Source organism: Caldimonas tepidiphila, from assembly GCF_003569765.1.
Classification (GTDB): domain Bacteria; phylum Pseudomonadota; class Gammaproteobacteria; order Burkholderiales; family Burkholderiaceae_C; genus Caldimonas; species Caldimonas tepidiphila.
Genome location: NZ_QXMG01000029.1, coordinates 42,067 through 65,782, shown reverse-complemented (window position 1 = coordinate 65,782; position 23,716 = coordinate 42,067). Strand labels below are relative to the sequence as shown.

Genomic DNA, 23,716 nt, shown 5'->3' with positions numbered 1-23,716 from the left:
CCGGGTGCGGCTTGCGGGTCGTGGCCCGCGCGCAGGGGATCTGATGCAGTGCCAGCCGTCAGGCAGAACGACGCTGAGGATGCGTAAGTTCTTGAGCCTTAGAAAGAATTCTGGCCTGCCCGGAGGGACTCGAACCCCCGACCTACTGCTTAGAAGGCGCCCCGCATGGGGTGCGAGAGTATCCGTCGAAATCAAAAAAGTCCTTGTTGTTCGATAGCTTACAGCTTTACGCCGTCCGCTGAAATCCGCCACTATCCGCTTGACGTGGTACCCAAGGTGGTTCCCACATTTTTGGAGGCGACTATGGCGACAGCAGGTAGGTGGACGGACGCGAAGGTCAGCGCGCGCAAGCTGGAGGACGGCAAGACGGACCAGCGTGTCACCGTGGACGCAGGGCTGTACCTGCGGCTGAGGGCGGGAGCCGGAGGCGTAACGAAGTCGTGGGAGTACCGGGCCCAAGTGGGAGGCATGCGGAAGTGGCTCAGCCTGGGCAGCTACCCCTCTATGACACTGGCGCAGGCGCGCGCCGAGTTGCTCAAGCATCGCGCAGTCGCGGAAGGCGCAAAGAGGAGCGGTGCGGATCATCCAGCCACAGTCGCACGCATGGCTCGTGCTGCCAGTCGGGCGCAGCCGACGGTTGCTGAAGTATTCAACGAGTGGCTCGCCGATAAGCGCATGGGCAGCCCGCGCAAGGGAGGCTTACCCGTCAGGCCCCGCACCATCGAGACCCTGGAGCACAGCTATCACGGGGACATTCACGAGCGTATCGGCGAGACGAAGATTGCAAGGCTGACGCCGGCAGCCGCACGCGATTGCATTGATGCACCCCGCAGACGCGGCAAGCCGGGGGCGGCTGCTCATGTGTACCGGACCCTGCGAGGACTTGTCACGTTTGCCATCAAGCGGGGGTACATCGAGGGTGTTGACCCGATGCGTGGGATCGAGAACCCTAAGCCCTACCGCCCCGCCCCGCCGAATGTGGCGAACGACAACGAGATTCTTTCGCTGCTGCGAGCCGTGGAGGGCTCGCGCTTGTGGCCGGCGACGAAGCTTGCCATCGAGTTTCAACTGCTGACCGGCGCCCGTCCGACGGAGGTGCGGCTAGCGGTGTGGAGCGAAATCAACGAGGGCCGGAGCGAATGGCGTCTCCCCAGCGAACGGGTGAAGTCTGGACGGGCCTTCAAGGTGCATCTGTCCCGGCAGGCGCTGGACGTTCTGAAGCGTGCGCGTTCAGTAAGTGGCAAGAGTCCCTTCGTGTTCCCCGGGGCCAACGAGGAAGCGATGGAGAAGATGGCCGTAGCTCGGGCGCTGAGCCGGATGTACGCGCGCACCAAGGAGGAGGGCGGCAAGAAGCTGGCGCCCCACGACCTGCGCAGGACTTTTAGAACTCTTCTTTCCCGACTCGGGGTGCCGCCGCACATCGCTGAGCTGTGCATGAATCATCAGGAAACCGAGACCATGCGGCGCGTCTACGACGGTCACGACTACTCCGCCGAGATGTCCGAGGCATGGAGCAGGGCGGGTGCGCATATCGCGACCCTGCGCGAGAGGGGCCGGCAAGCATCGAGTGAGGCGTCTGTAGTTGAGGGTGAGGTGGCAGCATGAGGGCGAGGAGGGGAAGACCACACGTGCCGTTCTCGCGTACCGAAGACGCAGCCTGCTTGTTCCGTGAGCTGAAGCGGCGAGGTCTTCAATGGCGCGCGGCGGTTGATGCCGTGACGGAGTTGCTCGGCACACCCAAGTCGGCAATCGAGCGGTACAACAAGCACCACCCCGTGACCCCTGCGTCCGAGGATTCTGACCGGAACAACGCTCAGTGCGTCTTAAGCAAGCACTGGCGAGCGTTCGTGCTGCCGCGATGGACCACTCTACCCCCTGAGGTTCGTGAGATTGTTCGCGACATGGCGCCTCGCTGTTTCGAGTGCAGGTACGAGGGCAAAGCCATAACTCTTCTAGAACTGCCAGCGGACCTGTCGCCGAAGGAGCGCCAAGCCCTGATAAAGCATGCCTACCCTGTGGCAGGCGAGCCACAGCTTGCGGAGGAGCCTCAGCACGACGACGTGCGACCGGAGAAGCTCGACCACGACACGCGGACCCAACGGAATTAATAGGGGGCGCTTTTCGAGAAGCTCGTCCCTACAGTACGACCCATGCCACCGGACTGCTTCGGTGGCCCTAAGAAGGAGTCGTACATGATCGGGAACCAAGGACAGTCCGAGCCTCGTGAAGGCGTCATGCGCCTTGCAGAGGTCAAGGCCCTGACAGGGAGGAGCCGGTCCTCAATTTACGAGGATATGGCTGCTCGCCGCTTCCCCCACAGCATTAAGCTGGGCCCTCGTTCGGTGGGCTGGCTTCGTCAGGAAGTCATGCGGTGGGTAGCAGAGCGCGTTGCGGCGCGAGACAGCGCCAGCAAAGACCGCGACGCCACGTAATCCAGCTAAGCCGCGTCGGTTGTGCCCAAGGCGCCTGCTATAGGACGCACCCGCCTGCATAGGTCGAAAAAATACCCGGCGCAAGGCCGGGTCGAGGTGGATATGAAAACTGTAAAGCCGAATTACAGCCCCGGCAAGCTAGGGGTTAAGGGCAGCGCCGTTCCTAAATCAGCGACGGAAAAGCAAGCCATGCTGCTCGCCGTATTTCCGCGCGTAATTGCTACCGGGGGCGATGTAGAGCAGCTCGCGGCGCACTGCGGGATTTCCGTGTCGGAGGTGGAGGCGTTGATCGATACGCCAGAATTCGCCGGCGAGTTGGTGGCTGCGCAAGCCAAGGCCGAACTTGGCGGGGATTTGCTCGCACCCCTTGCAGCCAAAGTAACGCTAGCGATGCTGCAGCGTTTGCACAAGGCGGTGCAGGCGGGGGAGTTGGATGTGGACGACGTGGGAGCTTTCTTGCCGAAGGTGCACCGCGTGGTCGAGCACTCGGAGCGTATGGCCGCCGCAAAGGGTACGAATGAAAATCTACCCACGATTGTCATCAACATCGGCACGGGCGCGGACGCAGGCATCCAAGCCGTACCTCACGTGGGCGCCGTGATTTGCGATATGGGAGATTAATGATGGGGGCGAAACCGCTATGGGATCGAGTGAAGGCAGGGGCACGACAGCAGGCCGAGGAAACGGAAGCAACAGTCATCTTGAAGGAGAAAAATCAAGGCGCCGATGAAATTGAGGAGTTGCTGGCGGGGTTGAATTTCTGTTTTGATTCTGATGGGGTGGTGGGAAACGCGGAGAAGGCTGATGAGGCAGAAATGGGTCCGGCCGCAGGGCAACAGGCGAAGGTTGCTGAGGAGCGGTTGCCTGTAGTACAGGCAAGTGCCGACGCACCTGACGATATCGACTTGATCAACAAGGAGTTTTTCATTGCGCCTGATGGATCAGGGAAGCCGACGATTTGGCAGGAGCAGAGCGACCCTGAGACTGGGCATGCACGCCTTACAGCTATCAGCGTTGGGGAGTTCAAGCTGTTGCTCTCGAACCGCTTTGCGGAGTATCACGCACCGACTGGAATGCGGCGGGTTCCCCTTGCGGAGGCCTGGCTTCGCTCGGAGCGGCGGCGACAGTTCCTAGGAGGAATTGCGCTTGTGCCAGACGGTACGCCGAAGCCCGACGTCTTCTATTTGTTCAAGGGCTTCGCGGTAGCCCCAAGCGAGGGAGATGCCACGCTGGCGCTTGAACATGTGCGAATGCTTTGCTCGGGAAACGCCGAGCTTGCCGAGTATTTCCTGAACGCGATGGCATTGATCGTGCAGCGGCCCGGAACCCGTTTGGAGGTGGCGCTTGTTCTGCGCGGAGCGCAGGGCACGGGGAAGGGCACGCTGTTCCGGATGCTAGGAAAGATCTTCGGGCGGCACTTCCTGCACATCACCAACTCGCGGCACTTGGTAGGCAACTTCAACAGCCACCTCCGGCACGCACTCGTGGTGTTTGTGGACGAGGGGTACTGGGCGGGCGACAAGAGCGCCGAGGGCGTCTTGAAGGGGTTGATTACAGAGCCGAGCGTCGCCATCGAGATGAAGGGCCGAGATGTGTTCATGGCGCCGAACCGCATCACGGTGTTCATGGCATCGAACAATGCGTTCGTGGTGCCGGCCGGCGCAGACGAGCGACGGTATTTCGTTGTTGACGTGCCTCCCTCCCGCGCACAGGACCACGCCTACTTCGGCAAGCTAAACGAGTGGATTGACAGCGGCGGAGCGGGAATCTTCCTCCGCCACCTCTTGGATCGAGAACTTAAGGGGTTCAACCCTCGGGCAGTGCCGCATACGTCTGCACTCGACTCACAGAAGATCGAGAACATGCCGGCGCTGGACCGATGGATTCTTGATGCGCTTGACACGGCTACTTCTCTCGGCGGCGGCAACGAGTGGGGGGAGGAGCGGGTTGCAATCGAGTGCGGGATGGCAGCAGAGGGCTACGAGGCGTACTGCCGGAGGGCAGGTATCCGAGCGGGGCGAATCGATACGCGTGCAATCGGGCGCCGCTTGCATGAGGCTTTCGGGTGCGGGCCAGCGAGCGCTACTGTTGGTAGTCGAGTTTCCCGCCGCCGGGCTTGGTCCCTTCCTGGCTTGAGCGAGGCGCGGCAGATGGCGGCATCCGCCTTTGGCCTGCGGAATTACGGCTGGGGCCAAGCCTAGACCCCGATATCGTCGCGCCGTGCTATTTCTTATTTCTACTGGAGGTGCGACGTTGGCGACGGTGGCGACGATATTTTTATTTTAGTGAGAAAAATGGCAGCCGGGGCGATCCAGCTTTACACCTGCCGTGTCCAAATTTCTGTGTAAACCGGAAATTCATCGTCGCCATCGACGCACACCAAGGAGTTTTCATGAGCAAGAAACCCCATGCTCCTGTTTCTCTGCCTGCCGGCATTCCACCTATTCAGGTTGAGATTCAGGTAGATATTCCAATGAGGGAGCGCCGCAAGGCTGAGCGCCTGCGTCGAAAAGTGCTGCGCTGGTGGAACGAAATTCCCGTGGCCAAGCGCCTGCCGTATTACGTTGGCGATGCCATCGCTAGCGCCGCTGGTGAAGCTATCACGACCCTCGGGCCTGCCTTGCGGGAACTAGGCTGGCACAGTGAGCAGGTACGTCTTGCAGGGGGGCGGGTGTCTGTCTGGGTGCCGCCCGAATCAAACTTCGTTAAGCGCTCAGTCGGGCGCCCGTCTCATAAGGTTTTTTAGGAGCAAAGCCATGTCCAATCCAAAGGATTTCAAATACACCGAGATTTTTGATCTGCGCCGCGACTATGCCGAGGAGCGCGTGAAGCGCGCAATGACGGCGGTATGCGATGAATTTTATTCTATTCCTATAAAGGGGGAGTTGGTCGGCAAGGCTCAGGATTGTTTCTCTTATTGGATTAAGGAAGATCCAAAACGTTATCTCGGTGGGAGAGACCCCGATCAGTGGCGGCATGTGGACAGCTTGCTCAGTCCCCTTTTGTCGGCAATGGATTTTGTTAATGAGCCTCGGGAGAGGGTTGTTTATTATTCTGGGCTAGAAATCGATGCGCGCATGGATTTGGAGGCCAAGGGAGTCGCGATGATTATGGCGGAGGGGTGTGTTAAAAGATTTGCTCCGGCGGTTCGTGCAATTGCGGTGGAAATCCCAGTAGAGCGGCACGCGCAATTGGAGAAGGATCTGAACATGTGCGTCAATTTTTTCATTGGTGCGTGTGATAAAGGGGCGGCGCTAATGGGAAAGATCGGCGTGGAAAATGATCGGTTGCGTGCTGGATTTTGTGTGATTGACATGCTCGTTGTTTTTTACGCTGCAATCTTGGATTGGGCTTTCGCGCTGCGCGCTGAATTGCCTCCCAAGCATGGTTTGCGGTGGCGTATTGAGAATGTGCGTGAGGATGTTCGCAAGAAAATTTATGAGTGGCGGGAGCTTTTGATTGAGGCCTCCAGTCTATTTGCTTGGCGGCGTGAGCGCGCAAAGCTTCTAGAGTTTGGGCGAACGCATGGTGGTATCCGCGGCGATATTGCATACCATTTTTACACGCGCTCGTCAAAATGGTAAGAACGGCCAAAAAATGGCAAGAGGGGCGTTCTCGTGTGCGCTCCTGTCAAGATGTGCAGAGGTGCCGGGGACAGGGGGGCTGAACGATGGGGCCCACCCGGCGGGGTGGCCATTCAAATGGTGGGGTTGGGGGGGCTAAGGATGGCGTTTGTCTTGAGCGGCACCCGGCGCTCTCTCTTGCAGGGCTTGGCTCTCTCTAGAAAGCGGTCGAAAACGTTTAATCGCTATGCTCTTGGCTGGCTGTTTTAGCTTGTTCGACCATGCCAGCAGTCAATCCTGACCGATGCTTTTGGAAAACTCAGAGTTGCTCAGTGTCTTGTCTCCCCTTATCGGTTCACCTCGTAGATCGATTAAGAATAAACAATCAGAGGAAGGCTAAAAGGGGGGCGAAGACTTGGTGCGGGAGTTGAGATTGCGCAGGTGAATTTTTCAACTGCATCGCAAAGCTAAAATCGGCGTTCAATAAAAAACTTACGACAACCTGTGATCGACTGCGGCCCAGTTGCTGAAGTTGATTGGCAGGGGCGCTGTGAAGAAATAATACATTGCACAGGCGCCTTCCATATTTAATTTCTAAGGGGGCTCGTACCCAGAGATTCAGAAAAACTTCTCAGTGTGATTCCGTATGCATCTCTGGTTTAAATCTTCGGGATCCATAACGAGTACACAAGCGAACCCACCACAAGCAGCCAAATCACTGCAAAAAACCACACCTCGGAAAGGCCCCAAGCGAGGCGATTCCAGAGCGCGCGAGACGTACTCATCGCTGGCTTACCGTTTCTCTTAAACTCGTCGTCCGACCGGCGATGAGCGCGGAACAGTTCGTCATCTCGTGGCAAGTGATTGGTACTGCACCGTTCCTTAATTTCATCGTACTCGATTCGAAGTTTGTCGACCGCTTCCACTGAGATCGGAGTTCCGGAATCTAACAGAGCAATAGCCATCCCCACCTTAGTATGAAAAGCGGTGAGTAGCTCCGCATTGCGATGGAGTGCTTCGGCACGGGCGCCGTATCCCGCCCCCCATTCCAGTAGACTGACGACTAAGAGAAGCACCCCCACCCCGACGGCAAGCGAAGATAAATAATTGTCTAAAGGGGTGCCCGGTGTAGAGGAGTAGACTTTCTGGATGAAGGCTACCGCAATGCTTAGTGCAGAAAGCAGCGCCAAGCTGCATGTCGACAGCGACTCTCGCATCTTTAGTCGACGAGAGGCGTTATAACGTGCGCCAGCAGTGCGCCAAGCCCTTGTGCGTAGCTCAGCAAGAAATTCTTTCATTGTCTATTTTTGGAGTGGTGGGGCGGAAGAAGCTTGAGAAATCAGGTCATATCCACTTTCCGAGCAGCGCCGACGAACGTCGCCCTCGAAAAGGTTCTGCAGCCAACCAAGGCTGCATCCCGTGCTTGTGCAGAGTAGGGAGCACTTCCGCTCACAGAGCCAAAGCCCGATGAGGTATCGCTTGCGCGATAAGCATCTCCCGCCCGCCGACATCTTAAACGATCTAGAGGGCGTTGGACAAGGCTGGAAGATCGACCGACAGCCGTTGCACGCCGTGGCGGCCCTAGAGAGGAGCCGGAGGGGAGACAGACTTCTTTGAGAGCTAACCGAGAGTTTCCTCAATCGGGGGCTTAGCCATAAACGGTTCCCTCATCGGCGTGCATTGCTACAAGTACGTGGTTCACATACTTGTTGTATTTTTCCTTGATTTCGGTGTCGGTTAGGGTCACGTCGGGAGCGACTCGACCACGCTCTACTAGAAACGTAAGCATTTCTGGAATGGTTGAGATGCGGTCATAGTCTCGAACGTAGCCGCCTTGCGGGTTAAGCTTCATCTCGTAATAAGCGCGGCGTACCTTCTTAAGCCCGGATGGGGGGGAGTTTCCGAACTCCTTCATCCGTTTAAACATATTTTCTATAGATGCATCAAGCCGGTGTAGAAGCGATAGGTCGCTGATCTGGTTGAAGTAGGCGATCCAACCGTATCGCCGCTTTTGAGCGATTGCACCTGTAATGCGTTCATTCAACTCAAGGAGGAAGATTTCCTTGAGGCGCTCTTCATTGAGATACTTGAACTTTTCGAGCCTTCGCGTCTTGTTGTGGGAAAAGTCGCTGAACTTCGCTGCAATGGATTGCAAAAAACGCTCGGTGGTCGAGGGCCTCACGGAAATGAGGGGCATTTGAAAGGTGTAGCCCAGGTATCCAAAAGGCTTATCCAGCGGTTCAATTTGCGTCTTCCCTGAGCCAAGTGGGTGAAGTGCAAGGCCTCTATACTTTAAGCGAGCCCGAAGCGACTTGTGCGCCATATGAACCGCATCATGCTCTCCATACATTAAAACGTCATCTACATAACGGTAGTAGACAACACCCAAGCCTTTCATTGCCTCGTCAACGTCCTGCATGTAGATTGATGCAAGGATGTTCGAGATCGCTAAGCCCTGCGGTACACCTGCCGAAGGGTAGTCCTTGTGTCGATTACGTCGCGTGTTTCGCGGCACCGTTGGGGTGGCGATGGCGTGCCTAATCAGCCGGATTGCAGCATCAAATTTGACCCGCTTCGCGAGAACTGACAGTAGTCGTTCCTGCTTAATCGAGTCATAGAACTTTTGGATGTCTGTGCTGCAGACCCAGGTTTTGTCCAAGGGGCGTGCTTGGAGGTCGGCCGCCAACTCTCGGACGTATGTGCTCGCCACATTCTTAGGAACGCGCTCCGGGTAAAGCGTGGCAAGGTATTTGTTGAGCTGACGGAGAACGACGCGATCGCGCACTGTTGGAATGCCAATCAAGCGGGGATGCTTATCTCTTGCCTTTGGTCGTAGCACCTCAAGGTACGGCGAGAAACGAAAATGGCCTGCCAAAATCTTGGATGAGGTAATCTCCAACTCGCTTGCTGACCTAGGCGCAAACTGGAACCCGTTGAGCCGGTCGACACCCTTGCCAGTTGTAGTGGCGAACTTTTCTTTGAAGGCTTGCTCAAGTGCCGTCGGTGAGAAGTGCGTTTTGAAGAGTGCCTCGTGATCGACAGTCTCCGGCGGGATGCTTGCCGAAAGATTGGCTTGGATGGGCGCCATTATTTTCTCTCCCTCATTTCGACTTCTTTTAACGGCAGTACCCGGCAGGGCAGCGCGCCGTTTCATATTTTTATAGCGTTCCCGACGATTGGCCTTGTCTCGCCTGCCCGTGCTTTAGAGGGACAACAATCGGAGCTGTCTCGGGTGGTAAGAGGCGTGCCTCCACTGCAGCGAGTGCGCCCCAGTCGAGCCTGTCTCCGAAGGCTTGTCAGTGTCCATCTTAAGCCTTCGGCGTCCTTGGGCTCTTGCTGGGGGGCACCCGTTCTGGTAGAGGGGACTCTTTCTTCACTGCGCCCAACACTGTGAGGTAGGAAAAACGGGTGGCTGCGGTAGCTGGCTCTAACCGGGAGGTGGGCCGCCATGGTGAAGTACGCGCACATAGAGCGGTTCCCAAAGTGGTTCCCGCGCGGGTAGAGGCAAAGGCGGATCTTTGCTGTGGCCGTGCTAAGTCATTGATGTTGTTGGCCTGCCCGGAGGGACTCGAACCCCCGACCTACTGCTTAGAAGGCAGTTGCTCTATCCAGTTGAGCTACGGGCAGAAACCGGGCTGCAGAGAGCCCGGGTAGCAGGTCGCCGCGGACCCGGGGCCCGCTCGACCTTCTCTGCGAAGGCGAGGCAGGCGGGACCGGGGTCCGGCACGAAGGCCGGATTGTGGCACGGTTCGGTGCGGCTTTGCGTGCCGCGCCGGGCCAGGAGGCGGCAGCTGGCAAGGCGCAGCGCGCGGGCCTTGCCGCCTGCGGGTCGCGATCTCGATGGGGCCGGGCCGCGGCCCGGCGCCCATTCGTGAAGCCGCGCGCGGCCTTCAGGCGGCGGGGAGCTGCCGTGTCCGTTCCGCCTCGGCACGGAACAGCGCCTCCCGTCGCAGGCGCACGACCGCCTCGGCCAGCAGGCGCGGGTGGTAGTTGCAGAAGGCCGTTCCTGCCGGGAAGTCGAAGCCCTCGGTGCTGCCGTCGGCGTAGATGACCTTCGTCTTGCCGTCCGGCTCGACGATCTTGAACAGCATCTCGCGGTTGCCGGCCGGTGCGTGCGGCGCGGGGAATGCAGGCGGATTCGCTGCCTCCACGGCAGCCGCTCGAGCGGGTGAGGTTCCTTCCATGAAAACTGTGCGCTTGCCCATGCGGATTCCTTTGACTGCGGTGCTTCGGGGCGTCCCGAGCGCCAAAGACTATCCGAAGGCTCCTGCCGCGCCGAGGGGCTCCGCCCGGGGCGAGGGGGGAGGGCACGGCGGGCCGCTCCCGCGGCCCATGCGAGGACCGCGGCCGTGGCGTTCCTGGTCCAGGCGGAAGGCGTTTCCGGACCTTCCCCCCTTGCCCGGGAAGACGGGTTCTTCTGCCTTCGTGCGGGGCAGCAGGCGCTTCGGGGGAGCAAAGCAGCTTTCTCAGGAGGCGCGGTTTTCGCGGACCCAGCGCTCTTCCGTCACCGAGGGCGTGGAAGCCCGGGGAGCGACTCGCGGGAAAACCCCGGGGGACTTCGCGCGGCAAGGGCGCGAACAATCGCTGCGGGGGTGCCGCAGCCCGAGGTCGGGTGGCGGAAACCCCACGCTAAGCGGCGCACGCCTTTCCCGGGGATACTTTCCCATCGGAGGCATGCAGCTTGCTGCAGTCCGGAACATCGGAAAAAACCGCTGCCGATGGCGAGGCCCGGCGCTTCGCGGAGCGGGGCTGCGCCACCTGCGCACCTCGCGAGGGCGGGATGGATAGAGGCACAGCTGGAGAACTTAGCTTATGAAAAAAATGCTTGCTGTCGTGGCAGCCGCCACCTTTCTTGCCGGTTGCGCCGGCATGGCGGGCGGTGATCGGGGCGCCTCCCAGGGCACGAGTCAGAGAACGGCCGGCGAGGTGGTGGACGACGCGACGATCACCGCGCAGCTGAAGGCGAAACTGGCCGCCGATCCGGACCTGAGCGCACTGAAGATCAACGTCGACACGATGCAAGGCGCGGTCCGGCTGAAGGGCGAGGTCAAGACCCTCGTGCTGCGAAGGAAGGCCGAGTCGCTGGCCAAGGAGATCAAGGGCGTGAAGTCGGTGGACAACCAGCTGGTGATCACCGGCTGATTCCCGGGGCGGCCCGGCTCGGCAGGGCCGCCGCGATTCTCACCTTGCCGGAGGCGGCCGGCTCGCAGCCGCCTCCGATCCGGTCTGAAGGCAGTTCGCCTTCAGGCCTTGTGGTGCTTCCGGTGCCACTGTTTTCCATTTCCCGCTCCCGATATTTCAGCACCCCCTTCCCTGGAACGGGGGATGAGGGCCGACGCCGGTGCGGATACCCTTGCCCGCACGCTGTTGATGAACAGGGAGGCGGTCTTGAATGTGATGACGGGGCGGCAGCAGGAGATCGATCGAACACGAGCCTTCGCTCTGGCGATCGAGTGCGTGACGGAAGCCTTGTGGCAGGTGCCGCCGCATACCTCGCGCGAGCAGTTCGAGGCCACGGTCTGGCGCGGCGTCGAGGGGGTCGACACGTCGGGCGAGACCTTGCGCGAGGAGCTGAGGCAGGCGCGCAACGGAGAGATCCGCAGGCTGCTGCGTGAATTGAGCGCCGTGAAGTGGTAGGAGCCCCGGCAATGCCGGCACGCTCCCTGCGATAGGCGCGACTTTCTCAGGCGCCGTTCCTAAGGCGCAATGCCAGTCCGCCAACTTCGCCGCCGCGCAGCTGCGGCGGGGCGCTCTCGTCGAGCCGGGCCTGCAGCAGGCGCAGCAGCGTCGCGGCATGCGGCAGCAGCGGACCGAAGAAGGCGACCTCGCTGCCGCGCGCGACCAGCAGCGTCGGGAAGTCCTCGACATCGACCGGGCCGACCAGGTCGGCCTCGTCCTCGATGTCGATCCAGCGGAAGCGGGCCTGCGGGAACTCGCGCTCGGCCTGCGCGAAGACCGCGCGGTAGTCGCGGCAGGTGCCGCACCACTGGGCGCACAGGCAGGCGACCAGCCAGGAGGGCGCGTCGGGGAGCGGGGCGGGATTCGGGGACGACATGCCGGGAGTTTGCATGAAACGGCGCGGCCGCGCCCCCCGCCCCCAGCCCGTGCGGCAGGGGTCGGCCGCACCGGAGCCTTCAGGCAGCGGCCAGCGCCTGGTCGAGGTCCGCGAGCAGGTCGTCCACGTGCTCGATGCCGATCGACAGCCGTACCGTGTCCTCGGTGACGCCGGCCTGGGCCAGTTCCTCGGGCGAGAGCTGGCGGTGCGTGGTCGAGGCCGGGTGCGTGGCGAGCGACTTCGCGTCGCCGATGTTGACGAGCCGCGTGAAGAGCCGCAGCGCGTCGAGGAAGCGCTCGCCCGCGGCGCGCCCACCCTTGACGCCGAAGGTGAACAGGCCCGAGGCCCGGCCGCCCAGGTACTTCCGGGCCAGCCCGTGGTCCGGGTGGTCCTCGAGGCCGGCGTAGTTGACCCAGCTGACCTTCTCGTGCTTTTGCAGGTACTGCGCGATCTTGAGCGCGTTGTCGCAGATGCGGTCCATGCGCAGCGCCAGCGTCTCGATGCCCTGCAGGATCTGGAAGGCGTTGAAGGGCGAGAGCGCGGCACCCGTGTTGCGCAGCGGCACGACCCGTGCGCGCCCGATGTAGGCCGCAGCACCTAGCGCCTCGGTATAGACCACGCCGTGGTAGCTGACGTCGGGCTCGTTGAGGCGCTTGAAGCGCTCCTTGTGCTGCGCCCAGGGGAACTTGCCGGAATCGACGATCGCGCCGCCGAGGCTCGTGCCGTGGCCGCCGAGGTACTTGGTCAGCGAGTGCACGACGATGTCGGCGCCGTGCTCGAAGGGGCGGCACAGGTAGGGGCTCGGCACCGTGTTGTCGACGATCAGCGGCACGCCGTGGCGGTGCGCGATCTCGGCGATGCGCTCGAAGTCGGTGATGTTGCCCTGCGGGTTGCCGAGCGACTCGACGAAGACGGCCTTGGTGCGCGCGTCGATCAGCGGCTCGAAGCTGGCCGGGTCGCGCCAGTCGGCGAAGCGCGTCGTCACGCCGAACTGCGGCAGCGTGTGCGCGAGCAGGTTGTAGGTGCCGCCGTAGAGCGCGCTCGACGCGACGATGTTGTCGCCGGCCTCGGTGATGGTCTGGATCGCGTAGGTGACGGCGGCCTGCCCGGAAGCCAGCGCGAGCGCGGCGATGCCGCCCTCGAGCGCCGCGATGCGCTTTTCCAGCACGTCGCAGGTCGGGTTCATGATGCGGCTGTAGATGTTGCCCGCCACCTTCAGGTCGAAGAGGTCGGCGCCGTGCTGCGCGCTGTCGAAGGAGAAGGCCACCGTCTGGTAGATCGGCACCGCGACGGCGCGGGTGGTCGGGTCGGGGCTGTAGCCCGCATGCACCGACAGGGTCTCGAAGCGCCAGTTGTCCTGTGTCATCGTTCTTGCTCGCTGGGTTGAGAGGAATCGGGGGCCGCATCCTTGCATGCCGCAGGCTGGAGGGGAAATGCGCAAAGCGCATGTTCCTGAGCGCCGTCAATTCCTCGGCGCGCGGAGGAAGCCGTGCGGGACGCCTTGCGTCAGGGCCACAATCACCGTCATGCGAAAGATCGATACCTCGAAGCGGCGCTGCGGGCGCCGGACGCGCTGATGGACCGCGTCGATGCGGTGGTGGTGGGCGCCGGCGTGGTGGGGCTGGCGACGGCGCGCGCGCTCGCGCTGCGCGGGCTGGAGACCGTGGTGCTGGAGGCGGAGACCGCGATCGGCACCGGCACCAGCTCGCGCAACAGCGAGGTGATCCACGCCGGCATCTACTACGCGCCGGGGTCGTGGAAGGCGCGGCTGTGCGTGGCCGGCCGCGAGCGGCTCTACGCCTACTGCGAGGAGCGCGGCATCGCGCACCGACGCTGCGGCAAGCTGATCGTCGCGGGCTCGCACGCGCAGCAGCCGCGGCTCGAGGCGATCCGCGCGCAGGCAGCGGCCTGTGGCGTGCACGACCTGCGCCTGCTCGGGCGCGAGGAGGCCCGCGCGATGGAGCCGGCGCTCGAATGCGCCGCGGCGCTGTGGTCGCCGTCCACTGGCATCATCGACAGCCACGGGCTGATGCTCGCGCTGCAGGGCGACCTCGAGCGCGCCGGCGGCGCGGTCGCGCTCGCGTCGCCGCTGCGGCGCGCGCAATGCCGCGGCGATGACTTCGTGCTGGAGGTGGGCGGCGAGGCGCCGATGACGCTGCACGCGGGACTGCTCGTCAACGCGGCGGGGCTGTGGGCGCCGGCGCTGGCGCGGCGCTTCGAGGGGCTCGAAGCGCAGCAGGTGCCGACGCCGCACTTCGCCAAGGGCAACTACTACGCGCTCGCCGGCCGCGCGCCGTTCTCGCGCCTGATCTACCCGGTCCCGGAGGCGGCGGGACTCGGCGTGCACCTGACGCTGGACCTCGGCGGCCAGGCGCGCTTCGGCCCGGACGTCGAATGGATCGTGCCGGGGCCGGACGGCGCGATCGACTACCGGGTCGACCCGGCGCGCGCCGAGGCCTTCTACGAGGAGATCCGCCGCTACTGGCCGGCGCTGCCCGACGGCGCGCTGCAGCCGGCCTACAGCGGCGTGCGGCCGAAGATCCAGGCGCCGGGCGAGCCGGCGCGCGATTTCCTGCTGCAGGGCCCGGACGCGCACGGCATCCCGGGCCTCGTGAACCTGTTCGGCATCGAGTCGCCGGGGCTCACCGCCTCGCTCGCGCTCGGCGACGCGGCGGCCGCGCTGGTCTGCGGCGACGCCGCCTGAGGACGCAGCCGCGCCGGCTCAGCGCCGCGCGTGGCGGATCGCCTGTGCCGCCTCGCGCACCAGCGCCGGGCCGCGGTAGATCAGCCCGGTGTAGATCTGCACGAGGTCGGCGCCCGCGTCGAGCTTGGCCTTCGCGTGCGCGCCGCTCATCACGCCGCCGACACCGATGATCGGGTAGCCGGCGCCCAGCGCCTCGCGCAGCTTGCGGATCACGCGGTTGCTGGCCTCGAACACCGGCCGGCCCGACAGCCCCCCGGTCTCCTCGCCGTGCGGCAGGTGCTTGACGACGTCGCGCGCGATCGTGGTGTTGGTGGCGATGACGCCATCGATGCCGTTCTTCCGCAGCGTCGCCGCGATCACGCCGACCTGTGCCTCGTCGAGGTCGGGTGCGATCTTCACGAACACCGGCACGCGCCGGCCGCTGCGCTGCGCGAGCTCCTCGCGCCGCGACTGGATCGCGCCGAGCAGCGCGTCGAGCGCCTCGTCGCTCTGCAGCTCGCGCAGGTTCTTCGTGTTCGGGCTCGAGATGTTGACGGTGACGTAGTCGGCGTGCGGATACACCCCGTCGAGGCAGATCAGGTAGTCGTCGACCGCGCGCTCGATCGGCGTCGCGGCGTTCTTGCCGATGTTGAGACCCAGGATGCCGCCGCCCTGGCGGAAGCGCCGCGCGCGCTGCACGTTGGCGACGAAGGCGTCGAGGCCCTCGTTGTTGAAGCCGAGCCGGTTGATCAGCGCATCGGCCTCGGGCAGGCGGAACATGCGCGGCTTCGGGTTGCCGGGCTGCGCCTTCGGCGTGACGGTCCCGACCTCGATGAAGCCGAAGCCCATCGCGCCGAGACCGTCGATGCAGCGGCCGTTCTTGTCCAGGCCGGCAGCGAGGCCGACGCGGTTCGGGAAGCGCAGGCCGGCGACCGTCACCGGGTCGTCGACGCGCGCCTCGCTCCACAGGCAGGCCAGCGGCGAGTCCTGCGTGCGCGCGATCGCGTCGAGCGTCAGTTCGTGGGCCTGCTCGGCGTCGAGCCGGAACAGGAAGGGGCGGGCGAGCGAATAAGGGAGCAGGGCCATGGAGGGTCCTCGGATAATCGCGGGATTGTCTCAAACAGAGGGCCGTGCGCCCCATCCCTTCCCATGACCCAGGACCAACTCAAGGCCCTCGTCGGCCGCGCCGCCATCGATCACGTCGTGCCCGGCTCGGTGGTCGGCGTCGGCACCGGCTCCACCGTCAACTGCTTCATCGACGAGCTCGCGAAGATCACGGACCGCATCGCCGGCGCCGTGTCGAGCTCGGTCAAGAGCACCGAGCGGCTGCAGGCTCTCGGCATCAAGGTGCTCGAGGCGTCCGAGGTCGAGTCGCTGCCCGTCTACGTCGACGGCGCCGACGAGATCGACCACCACGGCAACATGATCAAGGGCGGCGGCGCCGCGCTCACGCGCGAGAAGATCGTCGCGGACCTCGCCGAGCGCTTCGTCTGCATCGCCGACGAGAGCAAGTACGTGCGCACGCTCGGGCGCTTCCCGCTGCCGGTCGAGGTGATCCCGATGGCGGCGGCGCAGATCGCGCGCAAGTTCGCGGTGCTCGGCGGAACGCCCAAGCTGCGCGAGGGCGTCACGACCGACAACGGCAACCTGATCCTCGACGTGGCGGGCCTGTCCATCGCCGACCCGGCCGCGCTCGAGAGCGAGATCAACCAGTGGCCGGGCGTCGTGACGGTGGGCATCTTCGCGCGCCACCGCGCCGGCATCTGCCTGCTCGGTACGCCGCAGGGCGTGCGCAGCATCGAGTTCTGAACGTCCCTCCCGGATGCAGCAAGGCCGCCCGAGGGCGGCCTTGTCGTTTGCGAGGTGCTGCGGCCGCCCGGGGCCGCTTCAGAAACGGAAGCCGGGCGGCGCGTTGCCGCCGCCGGCCGGCGCCTGCTGGGGGGCGGCGGCCGGCGCCGGGGACGGCGCCGGGCCGGCCGAGGTGGCCGGGGCGGGCGTGCCGCCGGCTGCGGCCAGCGGGGTGGCCTTGCCGAAGGCGTGACTGGACGGCAGGCGCGATTGCGCCGGGTAGGCGGCCGCGTCCAGGTAGCTGTTCCACTCGTCCTCGGTGAAGCCTTCCAGGCGCTTCGTGCCGACCTGCAGCAGCGGCAGGGACTGGCCGCCGAGCCGCCGGAAGGCCTCCGCGTCGGCGGAGGTGGCGACCGACTTCTCGACATGGGGCACGCCGCGGCGGCGCAGCAGCGCGCGGCCGCTGTCGCAGGGCGCGCAGTCGGCGCGGGTGTAGAGCGTGACCGGGTGGCGCTGCACCGCCTGGCGCAGCTCGAAGGGCAGCGCCGCGTCGGGCGCCGCTGCGCCGCCGGCCGGGGACAGCGGCTGGACCTTCGCGCTCTCCTGCGGCGGCCGGTCGGTGTAGCTCACGCGGCCGTCCGGCCCGACCACCTTGTAGAGGGCGAAGCCTGGCATTGCCGTCATCAGGCCCAGCAGCGCCAGGCCGATCCTCAGCGGTCGCAGCGGTCGTTGCATCATCCCTCCGGTTCTCCTCGACTTCACGCCGCCATTATTAGGCCATGCCCTCGTGGCGCAGCAGTGCGTCGATGCTCGGCTCGCGGCCGCGGAAGGCCTTGAAGCTCTCCATCGCCGGGCGGCTGCCGCCGGCCTCGAGGATCTCGCGGCGGTAGCGGCGGCCGGTCTCGACGTCGAGCACGCCGGCCTCCTCGAAGGCGCCGTAGGCGTCGGCGCTCAGCACCTCGGCCCACTTGTAGCTGTAGTAGCCCGCCGCATAGCCGCCCGCGAAGATGTGCGAGAAGCTGTGCTGCATGCGGTTGAAGGCCGGCGGCCTGAGCACCGCGGTCTCCTGCCGCACCTCGTCGATCAGGCTCTGGATGTCCGCCTCGCGGCCCGGCTCGCCGTGCAGCCGCATGTCGAACAGGCCGAACTCGATCTGGCGCAGCGTCTGCAGGCCGGCCTGGAAGTTCTTCGCGGCGCGCATCTTGTTGAACAGCTCGCGCGGCAGCGGCTCGCCGGTGTCGACGTGGGCGGTCATGTGCCGCAGCACGTCCCACTCCCAGCAGAAGTTCTCCATGAACTGGCTCGGCAGCTCCACGGCGTCCCACTCGACGCCTGAGATGCCCGCCACGCCGATGTCGTCCACCTGCGTCAGCATGTGGTGCAGGCCATGGCCGAACTCGTGGAAGAGGGTGGTGACGCTGTCGTGCGTCAGCAGCGCCGGCTTGCCGTTGACGCCCTCGGCGAAGTTGCACACCAGCTGCGCCACCGGCGTCTGCAGCGCGCCGTCCGGGCGTGCCCAGCGGCCGCGCACGTCGTCCATCCACGCGCCGGAGCGCTTGCCCGCGCGCGCGTGCAGGTCGAGGTAGAACTGGCCCACCAGCTGCGAGCCGCGCTCGATGCGGAAGAAGCGCACGCTGGGGTGCCAGACCGGCGCGGTGTCGGGGCGGATCGCCACCTCGAACAGCGTCTCGATGATGCGGAACAGGCCCTCGAGCACCTTCGGCTCGGTGAAGTACTGCTTCACCTCCTGGTCGCTGAAGGAGTAGCGCCGCTCCTTGAGCTTCTCGGACACGAAGGCGAGGTCCCAGGCGGCGAGCTCGTCCATGCCGAGCTCGGTGCGCGCGAACTCGCGCAGCTCGGCCATGTCGCGCTCGGCGTGCGGGCGGGCGCGGCGCGCGAGGTCGTGCAGGAACTCGACCACCTGCGCCGGGCTCTCGGCCATCTTCGGCACGAGCGAGACCTCGGCGAAGCTGCGGTAGCCGAGCAGCTTCGCCTCCTCCTGCCGCAGCGCGATCAGCTCGCGCATGATCGCGCTGTTGTCGCGCGCCGGCTCGCCCAGGTCGGACGCGCGCGTCACGTAGGCGGTGTAGAGCCGCTCGCGCAGCGCCCGGTTGGTGCCGTACTGCAGCACCGGGAAGTAGCTCGGGAACTGCAGCGTGAGCTTGTAGCCCTCCTTGCCCTCGCGCTCCGCCGCCTCGCGGGCGGCGTGCCTCGCGTCCTGCGGCACGCCGTCGAGCTCGTCCTCGCTGGCGTAGTAGGCGAAGGCGTCGGTGGCGTCGAGCACGTTCTCGGAGAACTTCTGCGCCAGCTCGGCCTGCCGCGCCTGGAGCTCGGCGAAGCGGGTCCTGGCCTCGCCCTGCAGCTCGGCGCCCGACAGCACGAAGTCGCGCATCGCGTTGGACAGCGCCTTGCGCCGCGGCGCGGACAGCGACTCGGCCTCGGGGCCCTGCGCGACCGCCTTGTACTTGGCGTAGAGCCGCTCGTCGGCGCCGAGCGCGGTGTAGAACTCGGTGACCTTGGGCAGGTTCTCGTTGTAGGCGGCGCGCAGCTCGGGCGTGTCGACGACCGACTTCAGGTGGCCGACCGCCCCCCATGCGCGGCCGAGCCGCTCGGTGGCGACGTCGAGCACCGCCGACAGCGCGTCGTACTGCGCCGGCACCGCGTCCGACACGACCTGCTCCAGCGCCGTTTCGGCGGCAGCCAGCAGCTCGTCGATCGCGGGGGAGACATGTTCCGGGCGGATCTCGCTGAACCGGGGCAGGTCGGTGAAGTCGAGCAGGGGATTGTTCGCAGTCGTCATGGGGCCTCGTGAACGGAGGCGCGCTGCCTCGGGGTGCGGCGGCGCGCCGGGTGCGTTGCAGATGGAACCAGTTTGCGCGATTTCAACCGCCGGGGTGGCGGAAGGCGGCGGGTGCCCGGTTGCAGCGTGGGGCTGCCGCCTCAGCCGGCGGCGCGCTCGGCCGCCTCGATCGTGTTGACCAGCAGCATCGTGATCGTCATCGGCCCGACGCCGCCCGGCACCGGCGTGATCGCGCCGGCGACCTCGGCGACGCCCGCGAAGTCCACGTCGCCGCAGAGCTTGCCCTCGTCGTTGCGGTTCATGCCGACGTCGATCACCACCGCGCCGGGCTTGACCATGTCGGCCGTCAGCACGTTGCGGCGGCCGACGGCCGCGACGATGATGTCGGCCTGGCGGGTGTGGTGCGCGAGGTCGGGCGTGGCGCTGTGGCAGATTGTCACGGTCGCGTTGGCGGCGAGCAGCAGCATCGCCATCGGCTTGCCGACGATGTTGCTGCGCCCGATCACGACGGCGTGCTTGCCCCTGGGGTCGCAGCCGATGGATTCCAGCATCTTCATGCAGCCGTAGGGGGTGCAGGGGCGAAAAGCCTCCTGGCCGACCATCAGCGCGCCGGCGCTCGCGACGTGGAAGCCGTCCACGTCCTTCAGCGGCGAGATGGTCTCGATGACCTTGTGCGCGTCGATGTGCGGCGGCAGCGGCAGCTGCACGAGGATGCCGTGGATCGTCGGGTCGACGTTCAGCGCCTCGACGCGCGCGAGCAGTTCGGCCTCGCTCATCGTCGCCGGGTAGGCTTCCATCACCGAGTGCAGGCCGTTGTCCTGGCAGGCCTTGACCTTGTTGCGCACGTAGACGGCCGAGGCCGGGTTGTCGCCGACCACGATGACGGCCAGGCCCGGGGTGGTGCCGCGGGCGGTGAGGGCGGCGGCGCGTTCGGCCACTTCGGCGCGGATCTGGCGGGACAGGGCGTTTCCGTCGATGAGTCGGGCGGTCATGAAGTCGGTCTTTCGAATGCAAAAGGCCGCTTTCGAAGAAGCGGCCTCGGGGGAGGGGGGGAGGCTCAGGCCTTGGCCTGGGCGTTCGCGCCGAGGGCGATCTTCAGCAGGTCGGCCACGGTGTTGGCGTTGAGCTTCTCCATGATGTTGGCGCGGTGCGCCTCCACCGTCTTGATGCTGATGCCGAGGTCGTCGGCGATCTGCTTGTTCAGGCGCCCCGCGACGATGCGGTCGAGCACCTGCGCCTCGCGGGTGGTCAGGCGCGACAGCAACGCGTCGCGGCTGGCGGCCTCCTGCTGCTGGCTGAACAGCGTGCGCGCCTGGTCGAGCATGCGCTCCACCAGGTTCACCAGCTCGTCCTCCTTGAAGGGCTTCTCGATGAAGTCCACCGCACCCTTCTTCATCGTCGTCACCGCCATCGGCACGTCGCCGTGCCCGGTGATGAAGACGATCGGCAGCGGCGACTTGCGCTCGATCAGCCGGTCCTGCAGCTCCAGCCCGCTCATGCCGTCCATGCGGATGTCGGCGATCAGGCAGGCCACCTCCCGGGGGTCGAAGCGGGAGAGGAAGGATTCGGCCGAGTCGAAGCACTTGACGCGGTAGTCCTTGCCTTCGAGCAACCACTGCAGGGAATCACGAACCGCCTCGTCGTCATCGACGACGTAGACGGTGCCCTTCTTCGGAATCAGGCTCATGAGGGAACTTCGTCAATGGTGGACCACGTCCACCGGGAGGGTGAAGGTGAAGCGGCAGCCCACCACCTGCGGACCATTGTATAAGTTCTCCACCCGGATGCGGCCGTGATGCGACTCGATGATCGAGCGGCACAGGCTCAGGCCGATCCCCAGGCCCTCGGCCTTGGTCGAGAAGAAGGCCTCGTACAGGCGCGCGAGCACCTCCTCCTTGACGCCCGGGCCGGTGTCGGTGACGGTGAACTCGATCACGTCGCCTTCCTCGTCGAGGTGGCGCGGCACGACCTGCAGCTCGATGTTGCGCCGCGACGAGGGCATCTTCGCCATGTCGATCGCCTCGGCGGCGTTCTTCAGCAGGTTCAGCAGCACCTGCTCGATCAGGATCGGGTCGACCATCAGCGTCGGCAGGCGCTGCGCGAGGTAGGTGTGGATCGAGACGTTGCGGCGGCGCAGCTCGAACATCGCGAGCTCGACCGCGTCCTCGACGATCTCGCGCGCGTCGGAGGGCTGGCGCTGCGGCTCGCTGCGCTTCACGAAGGAGCGGATGCGATGGATGATCTGGCCGGCGCGCTGCGCCTGCTTGGCCGTCTTCTCCAGTGCGGTGATCAAGGCCTCCTTCTCGATCGCGTCGTTCTTCACGCGCGAGATCATGCCGTTGCAGTAGTTGCTGATCGCGGCGAGCGGCTGGTTGAGCTCGTGCGCGACCGAGGAGGCCATCTCGCCCATCGTCACGAGGCGGCTCGTCACCTGCGCCTTCTCGGCCTGCGCCGCCGCCTGCTCCTCGGCGCGGCGGCGCCCCGTCACGTCGGTGGCGATCAGCATCTGCGCGAGCCGCCCGTCGGTCCACTGCAGGTAGCGCGCGCGCACGTCGAACCACTTGTCGAGCGAGTCGACGTAGATCTCGCGCAGTTCCGAGCCCGCCTCCATCAATTCCTGCGTCGGCAGCCCGCCCAGGTCGTCCACCGAGTCCTCGGCGCCAGGGGGCAGCTCCCCCTCGCTCGGCACGCCGCCGGCCAGCAGCTCGTGCCCCTGCGCGTCGGCGCCGAACCACAGCCGGTAGGAGCGGTTGGCGAACAGCAGCTCGCCCTGGTGCACCGACAGCACCGACACCGCGGCGTCGAGCCCCTCCAGCACGGTGGTGAAGCGCTCGTGCGAGGCCGAGAGCTGGTCGCGGATGCGCTTGGCCTCGGTGATGTTGGTCATCGAGGTCATCCAGCCGGTCTGGCGGCCGTGCGCGTCGATCAGCGGCGAGACGTACATGCGCGCGTCGAACTCGGTGCCGTCCTTGCGCCGCACCCGCACCTCGATGCCGCCCGGCGGGCTGCGGCCCTGCAGCTCCATCTGCAGGATGCGCTGCGTCTCCTCCATGCGGTCGGGCGACCAGTGCGGGAAGGGCGGCAGCCGGCCGATCAGCTCGGCCTCGGAATAGCCGGTCATCGAGCAGTAGGCAGCGTTGACGTAGGTGATGCGGCCTTCCAGGTCCATCGCGCGCATGCCGGTGAGGACCGAGTTCTCCATCGCGCGGCGGAAGTTGGTCTCCGCCACCAGCGCGTTCTGCGCCTGCAGCCGCCGGCGCATGTGGCGCCAGGTGCCCCACAGCATCCACAGCGTCAGCGCCGACAGCGAGACGACCATCCAGAACAGCGTGTTCGAGATCAGGCCGATCGAGGTGCGCCAGCCCTGGCCGCGCAGCATCAGCCCGTTGCCGACCGGCGCGATCGGGACATCGTGGAACAGCGAGGGGCCGCGCCCGTTCTCCGCGGCCGACGAGGTGGTGCTCGCGAGCACCTTGCCGTTGCCGTCGATCAGGCTCATCGCGTGGCGCTTGACCACCTCCTTGGGCACGAAGTGGCGCAGCAGCCCCTCCACCGAGTACTCGGCCGCGACGGTGCCGGCGAAGCCGTTGCGGTCGAGCAGCGGCACCTGCACCTGGATCACGTCCACGCCCTCCGCGGTGGCGTAGGGGCGCGAGTAGACCGGCTGGCGCAGTTCTCGCGCGGCGCCGAAGGCCCGCGCCGGCTCGCCGCGCAGCGGCGTCGCCGGCGTTCCCGGGCTCTCGGCAGGGGCGACCTCGCGGTCGAACTGGAAGGCATGCGTGGGCGAGGCGTAGGCGACGCGGCGCGTGCCGCGCGCGTCGAACCAGCTCAGGCTCACCACCTCGGCGCGCTCGAGCACGAAGCGCTCGGCCTGGTCGGTGAAGGCGTTCTGGTCGATCGCGCGCGTGGTGATCTCGCGCGCGATGCGCACGAGCTGCTCCTGGTTCTCGATCAGGCGCAGGCGGATCTCGCGCTGCGCGACCTCGGTGTCGCGTCGCACGGACTCTTGCTCGCGCTCGACCTCCTCGGTGCGCAGGTACCAGAAGGCCGTGATGATCGCCGCGAGGAACAGCAGCACCGAGACGAGCGGCCCGAGCGTGGCGTAGCGGTCCTGCCGCGCCGGCGACTGCTTGCGCCACCAGTGCCCGAACAGCGGACGGGGGCGCGGTGCCGCGGAAGGCGCAGCGGGGGGAGGGTTGGAAGGTAGGGCCGACATGGTGCGAATTATCGATCCCGGGCATGCCGGGGTCGTTTTTTGCACCGGATGAAAGCGGGGCGTCGATGTGCAGGTGCAGCAATTTTCCACATTACAAAAAGCACTCGCATAATTTGAAAAAGCTTCGAGGCTGTGCCAAACTCCCGCCCGCCCCCGAAACACCCCCCAACGAGGAGACA

At 65.2% G+C, this 23,716-nt stretch carries 21 protein-coding genes and 1 tRNA gene; 10 read left to right on the top strand and 12 right to left on the bottom strand.

All coding sequences use genetic code 11. The features are described 5' to 3' along the window. The first annotated feature begins 165 nt into the window (after nucleotides 1–165). From D3A59_RS16200 to D3A59_RS25430, 6 genes are all read left to right on the top strand, one after another. Complete coding sequence (locus D3A59_RS16200) at nucleotides 166–1,605, top strand: tyrosine-type recombinase/integrase (RefSeq protein WP_119156108.1); 1,440 nt, start codon at nucleotides 166–168, stop codon at nucleotides 1,603–1,605. 545 nt (nucleotides 1,606–2,150) lie between these two features. Then, on the top strand, nucleotides 2,151–2,432 hold the full coding sequence (locus tag D3A59_RS16195) for a helix-turn-helix transcriptional regulator (protein WP_336470421.1): 282 nt from the start codon (nucleotides 2,151–2,153) through the stop codon (nucleotides 2,430–2,432). A 102-nt stretch (nucleotides 2,433–2,534) separates the two neighbouring features. Then, nucleotides 2,535–3,053 (top strand): hypothetical protein, encoded by a 519-nt coding sequence (locus D3A59_RS16190; RefSeq protein WP_157991555.1) that lies wholly within the window; start codon nucleotides 2,535–2,537, stop codon nucleotides 3,051–3,053. Further along, nucleotides 3,053–4,633: a primase-helicase family protein gene (locus D3A59_RS25440; RefSeq protein ID WP_170162355.1), complete on the top strand. Its 1,581-nt coding sequence runs from the start codon at nucleotides 3,053–3,055 to the stop codon at nucleotides 4,631–4,633. Before D3A59_RS16190 ends, D3A59_RS25440 begins: the two co-directional genes overlap by 1 nt. A 191-nt stretch (nucleotides 4,634–4,824) precedes the next feature. Next, nucleotides 4,825–5,178, top strand: coding sequence for a hypothetical protein (locus D3A59_RS25435; protein ID WP_157991553.1), 354 nt, complete (start codon nucleotides 4,825–4,827; stop codon nucleotides 5,176–5,178). Between the two features lie 10 nt (nucleotides 5,179–5,188). Next, nucleotides 5,189–6,016, top strand: coding sequence for a hypothetical protein (locus D3A59_RS25430; RefSeq protein ID WP_157991552.1), 828 nt, complete (start codon nucleotides 5,189–5,191; stop codon nucleotides 6,014–6,016). 638 nt (nucleotides 6,017–6,654) lie between these two features. Here D3A59_RS25430 and D3A59_RS16180 read toward each other — a convergent pair. From D3A59_RS16180 to D3A59_RS16165, 4 genes are all read right to left on the bottom strand, one after another. Then, nucleotides 6,655–7,293, bottom strand: a complete 639-nt coding sequence (locus D3A59_RS16180; RefSeq protein ID WP_119156101.1) for an SLATT domain-containing protein — start codon at nucleotides 7,291–7,293, stop codon at nucleotides 6,655–6,657. A 350-nt stretch (nucleotides 7,294–7,643) separates the two neighbouring features. Further along, nucleotides 7,644–9,083, bottom strand: a complete 1,440-nt coding sequence (locus D3A59_RS16175; RefSeq protein ID WP_119156099.1) for a reverse transcriptase domain-containing protein — start codon at nucleotides 9,081–9,083, stop codon at nucleotides 7,644–7,646. A 462-nt stretch (nucleotides 9,084–9,545) separates the two neighbouring features. Next, nucleotides 9,546–9,622 (bottom strand) — tRNA-Arg (locus D3A59_RS16170). Between the two features lie 263 nt (nucleotides 9,623–9,885). Further along, complete coding sequence (locus D3A59_RS16165) at nucleotides 9,886–10,146, bottom strand: hypothetical protein (RefSeq protein WP_119156097.1); 261 nt, start codon at nucleotides 10,144–10,146, stop codon at nucleotides 9,886–9,888. Between the two features lie 661 nt (nucleotides 10,147–10,807). Between D3A59_RS16165 and D3A59_RS16160 the strand changes: the two genes are divergently transcribed. Both D3A59_RS16160 and D3A59_RS16155 read left to right on the top strand, forming a co-directional pair. After that, a complete protein-coding gene (locus tag D3A59_RS16160; protein WP_119156095.1) occupies nucleotides 10,808–11,137 on the top strand; it encodes a BON domain-containing protein in 330 nt (109 codons plus the stop codon). A 183-nt stretch (nucleotides 11,138–11,320) separates the two neighbouring features. Next, nucleotides 11,321–11,632 carry a hypothetical protein gene (locus D3A59_RS16155; protein WP_119156093.1) on the top strand — a complete coding sequence of 104 codons (312 nt, stop codon included), beginning with the start codon at nucleotides 11,321–11,323 and terminating at the stop codon, nucleotides 11,630–11,632. 46 nt (nucleotides 11,633–11,678) lie between these two features. Here D3A59_RS16155 and D3A59_RS16150 read toward each other — a convergent pair whose 3' ends face one another. Beyond that, on the bottom strand, nucleotides 11,679–12,050 hold the full coding sequence (locus D3A59_RS16150) for a thioredoxin family protein (RefSeq protein ID WP_119156091.1): 372 nt from the start codon (nucleotides 12,048–12,050) through the stop codon (nucleotides 11,679–11,681). Between the two features lie 79 nt (nucleotides 12,051–12,129). Then, nucleotides 12,130–13,416: an O-acetylhomoserine aminocarboxypropyltransferase/cysteine synthase family protein gene (locus D3A59_RS16145; RefSeq protein ID WP_119156089.1), complete on the bottom strand. Its 1,287-nt coding sequence runs from the start codon at nucleotides 13,414–13,416 to the stop codon at nucleotides 12,130–12,132. Between the two features lie 210 nt (nucleotides 13,417–13,626). Between D3A59_RS16145 and D3A59_RS16140 the strand changes: the two genes are divergently transcribed. Further along, complete coding sequence (locus D3A59_RS16140; RefSeq protein ID WP_119156087.1) at nucleotides 13,627–14,754, top strand: NAD(P)/FAD-dependent oxidoreductase; 1,128 nt, start codon at nucleotides 13,627–13,629, stop codon at nucleotides 14,752–14,754. 18 nt (nucleotides 14,755–14,772) lie between these two features. On the opposite strand, the gene D3A59_RS16135 is transcribed toward D3A59_RS16140, so the two are convergent. Beyond that, entirely contained in the window at nucleotides 14,773–15,819 is a 1,047-nt protein-coding gene (locus tag D3A59_RS16135) for a quinone-dependent dihydroorotate dehydrogenase (protein WP_119156085.1), read from the bottom strand. A gap of 63 nt (nucleotides 15,820–15,882) precedes the next feature. Here D3A59_RS16135 and rpiA point away from each other — a divergent pair, with 63 nt between their 5' ends. Further along, complete coding sequence (gene rpiA / locus D3A59_RS16130) at nucleotides 15,883–16,542, top strand: ribose-5-phosphate isomerase RpiA (protein ID WP_119156083.1); 660 nt, start codon at nucleotides 15,883–15,885, stop codon at nucleotides 16,540–16,542. Between the two features lie 78 nt (nucleotides 16,543–16,620). Here rpiA and D3A59_RS16125 read toward each other — a convergent pair whose 3' ends face one another. From D3A59_RS16125 to D3A59_RS16105, 5 genes are all read right to left on the bottom strand, one after another. After that, the gene (locus D3A59_RS16125) at nucleotides 16,621–17,259 is read right to left on the bottom strand and encodes a DUF4124 domain-containing protein (RefSeq protein WP_119156081.1); all 639 of its coding nucleotides are present in this window, start codon (nucleotides 17,257–17,259) and stop codon (nucleotides 16,621–16,623) included. Between the two features lie 34 nt (nucleotides 17,260–17,293). Beyond that, nucleotides 17,294–19,321 (bottom strand): M3 family metallopeptidase, encoded by a 2,028-nt coding sequence (locus D3A59_RS16120; protein ID WP_119156079.1) that lies wholly within the window; start codon nucleotides 19,319–19,321, stop codon nucleotides 17,294–17,296. 140 nt (nucleotides 19,322–19,461) lie between these two features. Further along, complete coding sequence (gene folD, locus D3A59_RS16115; RefSeq protein ID WP_119156077.1) at nucleotides 19,462–20,313, bottom strand: bifunctional methylenetetrahydrofolate dehydrogenase/methenyltetrahydrofolate cyclohydrolase FolD; 852 nt, start codon at nucleotides 20,311–20,313, stop codon at nucleotides 19,462–19,464. A 65-nt stretch (nucleotides 20,314–20,378) separates the two neighbouring features. After that, nucleotides 20,379–21,008, bottom strand: a complete 630-nt coding sequence (locus tag D3A59_RS16110; protein ID WP_119156075.1) for a response regulator transcription factor — start codon at nucleotides 21,006–21,008, stop codon at nucleotides 20,379–20,381. Between the two features lie 12 nt (nucleotides 21,009–21,020). Further along, nucleotides 21,021–23,537: a PAS domain S-box protein gene (locus D3A59_RS16105; protein WP_119156073.1), complete on the bottom strand. Its 2,517-nt coding sequence runs from the start codon at nucleotides 23,535–23,537 to the stop codon at nucleotides 21,021–21,023. Nucleotides 23,538–23,716 lie beyond the last annotated feature (179 nt).

Coding starts and splice junctions, on each gene's coding strand:
- D3A59_RS16200 (WP_119156108.1), top strand. CDS start 166: ATGGGGTGCGAGAGTATCCGTCGAAATCAAAAAAGTCCTTGTTGTTCG.
- D3A59_RS16195 (WP_336470421.1), top strand. CDS start 2,151: ATGCCACCGGACTGCTTCGGTGGCCCTAAGAAGGAGTCGTACATGATC.
- D3A59_RS16190 (WP_157991555.1), top strand. CDS start 2,535: ATGAAAACTGTAAAGCCGAATTACAGCCCCGGCAAGCTAGGGGTTAAG.
- D3A59_RS25440 (WP_170162355.1), top strand. CDS start 3,053: ATGATGGGGGCGAAACCGCTATGGGATCGAGTGAAGGCAGGGGCACGA.
- D3A59_RS25435 (WP_157991553.1), top strand. CDS start 4,825: ATGAGCAAGAAACCCCATGCTCCTGTTTCTCTGCCTGCCGGCATTCCA.
- D3A59_RS25430 (WP_157991552.1), top strand. CDS start 5,189: ATGTCCAATCCAAAGGATTTCAAATACACCGAGATTTTTGATCTGCGC.
- D3A59_RS16180 (WP_119156101.1), bottom strand. CDS start 7,293: ATGAAAGAATTTCTTGCTGAGCTACGCACAAGGGCTTGGCGCACTGCT.
- D3A59_RS16175 (WP_119156099.1), bottom strand. CDS start 9,083: ATGGCGCCCATCCAAGCCAATCTTTCGGCAAGCATCCCGCCGGAGACT.
- D3A59_RS16160 (WP_119156095.1), top strand. CDS start 10,808: ATGAAAAAAATGCTTGCTGTCGTGGCAGCCGCCACCTTTCTTGCCGGT.
- D3A59_RS16155 (WP_119156093.1), top strand. CDS start 11,321: ATGAGGGCCGACGCCGGTGCGGATACCCTTGCCCGCACGCTGTTGATG.
- D3A59_RS16150 (WP_119156091.1), bottom strand. CDS start 12,050: ATGTCGTCCCCGAATCCCGCCCCGCTCCCCGACGCGCCCTCCTGGCTG.
- D3A59_RS16145 (WP_119156089.1), bottom strand. CDS start 13,416: ATGACACAGGACAACTGGCGCTTCGAGACCCTGTCGGTGCATGCGGGC.
- D3A59_RS16140 (WP_119156087.1), top strand. CDS start 13,627: ATGGACCGCGTCGATGCGGTGGTGGTGGGCGCCGGCGTGGTGGGGCTG.
- D3A59_RS16135 (WP_119156085.1), bottom strand. CDS start 15,819: ATGGCCCTGCTCCCTTATTCGCTCGCCCGCCCCTTCCTGTTCCGGCTC.
- rpiA (WP_119156083.1), top strand. CDS start 15,883: ATGACCCAGGACCAACTCAAGGCCCTCGTCGGCCGCGCCGCCATCGAT.
- D3A59_RS16125 (WP_119156081.1), bottom strand. CDS start 17,259: ATGATGCAACGACCGCTGCGACCGCTGAGGATCGGCCTGGCGCTGCTG.
- D3A59_RS16120 (WP_119156079.1), bottom strand. CDS start 19,321: ATGACGACTGCGAACAATCCCCTGCTCGACTTCACCGACCTGCCCCGG.
- folD (WP_119156077.1), bottom strand. CDS start 20,313: ATGACCGCCCGACTCATCGACGGAAACGCCCTGTCCCGCCAGATCCGC.
- D3A59_RS16110 (WP_119156075.1), bottom strand. CDS start 21,008: ATGAGCCTGATTCCGAAGAAGGGCACCGTCTACGTCGTCGATGACGAC.
- D3A59_RS16105 (WP_119156073.1), bottom strand. CDS start 23,537: ATGTCGGCCCTACCTTCCAACCCTCCCCCCGCTGCGCCTTCCGCGGCA.